The following is a 4,451-nucleotide window of genomic DNA, read 5'->3' on the forward strand; positions in this document are numbered from 1 at the left end:
GCTTGGTCAGCCATTCGTGCAAGGCGTCGCAAACCGGTTTGGCCCGTGACTGGCGAAGGCGGTATCGCTCATCCACATTCAGTTCTGCTGCGTCACGCTCGATGTCGTAGAGCGCTGAGAAGAACGGCAGGGCGTGCCCCGCAACCTGACTGCTGTGGTTGGCGTGCAACTCGAAGAACTTTCGGCGTGCATGAGCCGCGCATCCGATCTCGGTGACGCCTTGCTGGAATGACGCCTTGTAGCCGCCGTAGTCATCGCACACCAGCTTGCCGCGCCAGCCTTCGAGGAATGCGCGGGCATGTGCACCGGCGCGGCTGTCGGCGAAGTCGTAGACTACCCCGGGCAGGTCGCTGAACTGAGTGGACGTATACGCCCACAGGTACGCACGGTGCGTCTTACCCTTGCCTGGGCTGAGCATCTGCACTGGCGTTTCATCGGCGTGCAGCACGCGTTGTTGCAGAATCTCATGGCGCAGTGCGTCGACCAGCGGCTGAAGCTGCGCACCGCACATGCCCACCCACGCGCCCAGCGTGGATCTCGGTATCGCGAGGCCCGCGCGGCTAAAGATCTGTTCCTGGCGGTACAGGGGGAGGTGGTCTGCATATTTGCTGACCAGTACCGACGCAAGCAGGCCGGCGGTCGGGATGCCCTTGTCGATGACGTGTGCGGGCACCGGTGCCTGGATCAGCGTCTCGCACTTGCGGCATACCCATTTACCCCGGATATGCCGCTCCACCGTAAACACGCCCGGTGCGTAGTCCAGCTTCTCGCTGATGTCCTCGCCGATTCGCACGCGCTCGCAGCCGCAGTGACACGCCGTGCTGACAGGCTCGTGGTGGATGTCGGTGCGAGGCAACTGCGGCGGCAACGGCGTGCGTTTGGGCTGCTCGCGTTGCCGTTCAGCCGACGAGGGTTTGAGCTGTTCGAGCTCCATCTCGATGGCAGCCACGTCGCCATCGATGGCTTCCTCGAGCAGGCTCATCTGCTCGCTATTGAGCTGCTCGCTGCGCCGGCCGAACTGCTGGCGCTTGAGGATCGCGATCTCGTGTGACAGCTGGTCGATGCGGGTCTGCCGGTAATGCAGCTCCCGATCCCGCTCACTGACCTCCCGGTCCTTCACCTGCACCTCGGCAATCAGCTGCACTGCGAGGGCACGCAGCTGGTCCGGACTGAGGGAGTCAAGATCGGTGGGCAGGTTCATGCAGACCAGTCTGCCAGAAGCCCACACACCGGTGAAGCGAAACTGTTTACGTCGCCGTCATACGATGCGGATCACGCCATCCTGTCCAATGCGCTGCCACGGCAGCCCCAGCACCAGGCCAGCCAGCTGTTCGTGCGTCAGCGCGTGCTGCTTCGGCTCGCTGCCGGCGTGCGGCCAGACGAACTGTCCTTGATTCAGGCGTCGTGCTGCCAGCCAGATGCCGATCCCGTCATGAACGAGCACCTTCATCCGATTGGCCCGGCGGTTGGCAAACAGATAGGCGTGGTGCGGATGCGCGGCGCCGAACACCTTGACCACGCGCGCCAGTGCCGTGTCGAAGCCGGCGCGCATGTCCAGTGGATCGACAGCCAGCCAGACCTCGTCGACCCGGATCACCGCAACCACTCGCGCAGCCAGGCTGCACACTGGGCTGCCTCCGAGATCGGCCAGCTTACCGTGACCGCTTGATCTCCTCGGCGCACTTCGATGCGGATCTCCGCCGAATGCGTGTTTCGGGTTTCCAGGACAACCGGCACAAATGCCGGCGCGGGTACCGGTTGCGGATCTGCCGGACGGCCCGCCAGGCCCTTCGGAGCCTTGCCTTCTGCCTGGTCGATCCAGCGTCGCAGCAAGTTCGCGTTGAGCCTGTGCTCCAGCGCGACCGCCGCTACTGATACGCCGGTTCCGTGGCAAGCAGCTACGACCTTGGCCTTGAACTCCTCACTGTAGCGTCGCCGGCGTCGGCGTTCGGAGGGCATTCCTTCTTCGACGAGAGTGTTCACGTGTCCGCTTATTCGTCCCATTGCGACGGGAGCGCCTATCTGACGCAATCCGGTGTGGCCTACCGACTCATCTGAAAGAGCCGCGTAGCAGGTAGAAGGCGGGCGCCCCATCATTGCGTCGAAATGTTTCTACTTGCAGATTGTGGATGCCGTATTGACTTAGTAAAGCAGAGTATTTTTGCACATCAACCTCCTTCCAGAACGCGACGCGTATTTCGTTCGCGGTCTGGCGATATTGCGATATCACATATGGTGAAAGTTCCAGCGCATAAGGTACTTGGTTATTTGTTAGCAATGCAAACGACATGAAGAAGCCCCAGTCGGGGAAAACATAGACCACGCTTGTCTTCAATGGTCGTGCTTCGTTGGCTAAGCTCGTTAAAGCGCTCGTCGCCATCCCGACACCACCGGTTTCTTCGAGTTGGGAATAGAAGTGGTTTTGCTGGCGCACGTTCAGGCACAGCACGACGATGCCGACCGCGTAGACGACCTTAGAGGTAACCTTTGCCAATTTTTGCAGCCCATCGTTCTTGCGCGACATTAGTGCGTTCGCTGCGATCGCGCCGGAAAGATAGCCGAGCGGTATGAGAACGGAAAAATGATGAGCCCACAGACGCGTGCCAAGCGGTGATGCGGCAAAAATATAGACGATCGGTAAAGCAATTAGCAGGGCAGAAGTTTGGCGGCTCGCGCCTGACGCCCGTTCAAACGTGAGTGCGGTGGCAAGTCCGCAGAGCAAGACGACAATCATGCCTGCGAGACGCAGGTTCGGCCACGTTGCGTGCAGACCTCCGCCGAGCAGCATGAGCTCGTTGCTCGTATTGGTCATCGCATATTGCGAAAGGCGGCCAGCATTTATCACGTCCCCCCATATGGATAGCTGCGAGGAAAACGGGCTGAGGTTGTGCAGTGCTGCCTGAACCCACGCAATTGCGTTCGGGACGCCCCCTAGCGCGACGATAAGTGAAGCGTAACCCGCCACGTAGGGAAGCATGCCTACTACTACGCCGCCAATCCAAATAGCAAGGTCTCGTTTGGATTTGCCTGTAGCAGTGCTTCCGGCGAGCCAGAGCATGGCTGGCCCAAAAAAGAGAAAGACGAAGTATCCGTATGCAGCCAAGCCGAAGCAAACGCCCGATAGAAAGGGGCGCCAGGCAGTGCTGCGGCCGAGGCCCGGTTTCAGCAGGCATAGGATGGAGAAAAATAGCCACACTTCGCCGGCAAGAATGATGTAATTCTGTGTTCTGAACGATGCGATGAATGCTATGTCCGTAGCGAGGCCCGCTGCTGCAACAAAGGCTAGCAAGCGATTTCCGGTAATGCGTATCACAATTGCAAATGACAGTGCGACGATCACCGCGCCGAATAATGCCTGGCCGAGCCTTACGGAGACTATGTTCATCCCGAACACCGCGTCGATCGGTATCGCGAGGTAATAGGTCTGCACACCGTGGTAAAGGTTGCCCAAGATAGGAAACCACTTAGTTGGTATGATCCAGGCGGGGTTGTGGATTTCGGGCTCGAGCGTGCGTGCGGCAAGATAGTCTGGATTGACCGCATCCATATAGAGCCCCGGCACCTGAATGTGACGAAGCACGCCCACCCAGAAAATTGCTAGCAAAATGCTTAGAACGTAGAAGTCGCTTGGGCGGAAGCGGTAGCGGTCGTTTGACGGTGATCCTGCGACGTCGGTAGGACTTACATTCGACGGTTGAACAGGTTGGTCGTCGTTGTTATTGGACATATGGAGACGCTGTAGGCGGGCAATGTTATTGCGGCGAGCGAAGTGGCCCGCCATCGTGACGGAAGATATCTCGAAGACTGCTTTCCACTCATGGTTTCTGTCGAGCAATTGCGGCTTGAATAACCCTGCCAGAGTGTGTCGTATGGCCGGTATCGTTGTTACCAGCCGACCACGGAAAGCGAGGATTATACCCCCGGCCAGTAGCCGGTATGGGTAAAAGGACTTGCTAACAAAACGTGATTGTTCTTCTGCGTTGCGCTCGCAAAGGTCGGGGCGCGAGTCTGTCCGACGACCGATTTCGCGAGGGTGGCGCAGGAACAGAACGGAGAGGAACCTATAAAACCGAAGTGCTGAGTTGGTCAAAGGGCGACGATCGTAACGGCTCGCGCGGTCGTGCGACTTTTCGACTGGTAGACCTGAGCTGCAGTGGACTAGACTAAATCTGACAGTGGTTGGTTTCTCATGCTGGTGCGCTTTGGCGCGGAGGGCGTAGCCCGTAGCGACAATGCGCGCCGCGAACAGCAAGGAGTCCGCCATGACTCAGGAGCAGAAGGTAATTCGTGCCAAGGTCGGCATACTTGAGTTGGCCCGGCAACTCGGCAACGTCAGCCAGGCCTGTCGCGTGATGGGTTACTCGCGCGACAGCTTCTACCGATTTAAGGAACTGTACGATCGAGGCGGTGAGGCTGCGCTGCAGGAGATTTCTCACCACCGGCCGTTGCTC

5 protein-coding genes are annotated in these 4,451 nt (G+C 59.1%); 1 reads left to right on the forward strand and 4 read right to left on the reverse strand.

Features of this window, described 5'->3' with window-relative positions; translation table 11 throughout:
- The 4 genes from M3I53_RS37700 to M3I53_RS37715 form a co-directional block, all read right to left on the reverse strand.
- The coding region (locus M3I53_RS37700; protein ID WP_254320791.1) for an IS66 family transposase at nt 1-1,201 on the reverse strand (1,201 nt) is incomplete at its 3' end.
- Nucleotides 1,202-1,258: 57 nt separating this feature from the next.
- Nucleotides 1,259-1,597 (reverse strand): IS66 family insertion sequence element accessory protein TnpB, encoded by a 339-nt coding sequence (gene tnpB / locus M3I53_RS37705; RefSeq protein WP_254320792.1) that lies wholly within the window; start codon nt 1,595-1,597, stop codon nt 1,259-1,261.
- Entirely contained in the window at nt 1,594-1,983 is a 390-nt protein-coding gene (locus M3I53_RS37710; protein ID WP_254320793.1) for a transposase, read from the reverse strand. Before M3I53_RS37710 ends, tnpB begins: the two co-directional genes overlap by 4 nt.
- Before the next feature lie 67 nt (nt 1,984-2,050).
- On the reverse strand, nt 2,051-3,727 hold the full coding sequence (locus M3I53_RS37715) for a glycosyltransferase family 39 protein (RefSeq protein ID WP_254320794.1): 1,677 nt from the start codon (nt 3,725-3,727) through the stop codon (nt 2,051-2,053).
- Between the two features lie 535 nt (nt 3,728-4,262).
- Here M3I53_RS37715 and M3I53_RS37720 point away from each other — a divergent pair.
- Nucleotides 4,263-4,451, forward strand: a 189-nt coding sequence (locus M3I53_RS37720) for a helix-turn-helix domain-containing protein (protein ID WP_254320670.1), incomplete at its 3' end; no start/stop codon positions are given.

The sequence above is a fragment of the Paraburkholderia sp. CNPSo 3272 genome, assembly GCF_024206495.1.
Taxonomy (GTDB): domain Bacteria; phylum Pseudomonadota; class Gammaproteobacteria; order Burkholderiales; family Burkholderiaceae; genus Paraburkholderia.

What these genes read in the sequence shown, in the direction of transcription:
- M3I53_RS37715 (WP_254320794.1), bottom strand. Translation starts at nt 3,727, where the DNA reads ATGTCCAATAACAACGACGACCAACCTGTTCAACCGTCGAATGTAAGT.